This is a genomic window from Lactobacillus sp. UMNPBX1 (assembly GCF_002554085.1).
GTDB lineage: Bacteria > Bacillota > Bacilli > Lactobacillales > Lactobacillaceae > Lactobacillus > Lactobacillus crispatus.
Window position 1 is genome coordinate 1 of record NZ_PCZI01000041.1, and the last position, 2338, is coordinate 2338.

At 30.4% G+C, this 2338-nt stretch carries 2 protein-coding genes; both read right to left on the reverse strand.

Going from position 1 to position 2338, the window contains the following annotated elements; all coding sequences use genetic code 11:
- Window positions 1-199: 199 nt before the first annotated feature.
- Entirely contained in the window at window positions 200-1459 is a 1260-nt protein-coding gene (locus tag CP352_RS10630) for a DUF389 domain-containing protein (RefSeq protein ID WP_098034946.1), read from the reverse strand.
- 95 nt (window positions 1460-1554) lie between these two features.
- Window positions 1555-2091 carry a hypothetical protein gene (locus CP352_RS10635; RefSeq protein WP_098034947.1) on the reverse strand — a complete coding sequence of 179 codons (537 nt, stop codon included), beginning with the start codon at window positions 2089-2091 and terminating at the stop codon, window positions 1555-1557.
- Between the last annotated feature and the right edge of the window lie 247 nt (window positions 2092-2338).

Here is a 2338-nt window from a genome sequence, read left to right on the forward strand (position 1 = left end):
GGTGCAACTCTTTACCCAGAAAGATCCTGGCATATCACACACCAGATGAAATCTTCGAAAGAGAATTAGATAAAATCTATCAAACAGCCTAAATGTTCAATTTATTATTGCAATTTACGTTTTTATAATAAAACAAACTTTACAAAATTTATTTTAGTATCAAGATATTTCACAATAAAAGTAATATGCTATATACTTTCTAATTTTTAATATTTTCTTGAACAAATTCCACTAAATTAATATTTGGATATTTATCTTTTATTTGTCTTACTAAGGCGTTTTTTCTCTTCTTAGATAGCGGCTTTTTTAACTCTATCAAAGTAATTTGCTTATTTTTATTATCACTAACTGCAGTAACAGAAGATATTGCAGAGGACAGTTTACGAATTTCTTGATTACGTTTTTCTTGTTCTTGTTGACGTTTTTCATCAGCTTGTTCTTGTTCATGCTGACGCTGATTAATAATATTATTTACTTGTCGATCTAATTGATTTTCTGCATTGGGATTAACCTGAGCTACTTGTACAATATTCAGTGAATAGCCTTTCAGGTCATATTTTGTTAAGTTTGCTTTAGCCACTTGAATTTTCTTAGCATTAATTTTATTACCTGAAACTGTAAGATTAATTATTTTTCCTTGCGTATCGACATTTTCTTTAATCAGATTAACATTGCCTAACTCATTAACAACAAGATTTTGAACATTTTGATCTACTAGAGTTTTATTCACCATCTGATTAGCTGATAAGATACTAGGAATAATTAAAATAATTACTACTAAAATTATCGCAAACTCTTTAAAGGTTGGCTTGCTTAAGAAAAACAACTTAGATTGCTTAGTAGAATAACTTAGCCATTTCATAATTTTTACACCCAAAAAAGCAGTCAAAATTATGAAAACGCAATTAATCAAAAACAAATAACTTGATCCTAAAAAATATTTAAGATTGCCTACTGCAATTGAATACCCTATCGTACAAGCTGGTGGCATTAAGGCTGTTGCAATCGCTACACCAGGTACGATATTATTTGCTTCTTTTTTACGTGCACCGATTATTCCAGCAACTCCTCCAAAAAACGCAATCATTACATCCCAAATCGTTGGTGAAGTTCGTGCAATAATTTCTTGGCTAGCATAAGTCAAAGGAGAAAAATGAAAATAAATTGTAGATGCAGCTAAACTAATAATAATTTCTGCTAATAATGAAATCGTTCCTTTACGCAGCAAAGTAACATCATATAAAGCAAGGCCTGTGCCAATTGCTAGCAGCGGTCCCATCAAAGGTGAAATTAACATTGCACCAATAATAGTAGCTGTTGAATTAACATTTAATCCAACACTTGCAATAAAAATTGCGCAAGTCAGAACAATCAAACTTTCAATATTCAAAGTTCCATCTGCACTAATCTTAGATAAAAATTGAGAAGTTAAATAATTTTTTCGCTGGCGTATTATCATCTTATTTAGTCTAATCCTCATGAAAAAAGCACTGAATTAAGATTTCAGTGCAAAATATAAAAATGTGATTGAATAATCAATAAAATTATTATAACCTATTTGACTAATTTTTTGCTCTTATAGCAATAATATAAAAATGAATTATCTGCTCCATTTCCTACTCTCAGTGCATCTACTTTATCATTATTACTTTTATCTTTTTTCTTTATAGCAACATAAGTGTGTCCTGAATCTGCTCTATCGCTAGATAGCCAGCCATTAGCAGCAAAACCTGGTGTTTTATGAAATTTAAAATCAGTAGCTTCATACTGAGAAATACCAACCTTTTGAGCTAATTTATATCCTGATTTCTTATCAGCCTTAGCTAATTTTTTAGTCCACTTAATTGCTTTATTACTGCTCAACATTTTATACAATTTGATTTTATTAAATGTATGCGTTGCGATTTTAAGCTTCTTGATTTTGCCTTCATGCTTATAGTACCATGTTCCGCGAGTTTTCTTTGGCGTAGTAAATAAGTTCTTAGCTCCCCAGGATGCAGCATCTACTCTATTTTGACCCATTACAATAATAGCTAACATAAATAGCGCAGTTGTCATAAATATAATGAGTTTATTTTTCACGTTTATCACCTTCCCTTATATAACTGCTATTTTCATTATTTCATTAAAATATTTCATAAAAGTTAAAGGCGATGACAGTTTTTTTACTTCTTACTTACAAACGTAAAAAATCGTAAGCGTCAAATAAAATAGTGTACTTAAAAACCGTCCTAGTTACTGTTATACTGAGACGGTTATTTAAGTTCTTTTATTTACAATTTATCTGGATCTTCTCTTGCCACGGTAAATAAGCTTCAAGGGTTTCCGAATCCAGAAT

What these genes read in the sequence shown, in the direction of transcription:
- CP352_RS10630 (WP_098034946.1), bottom strand. Translation starts at nt 1,459, where the DNA reads ATGATAATACGCCAGCGAAAAAATTATTTAACTTCTCAATTTTTATCT.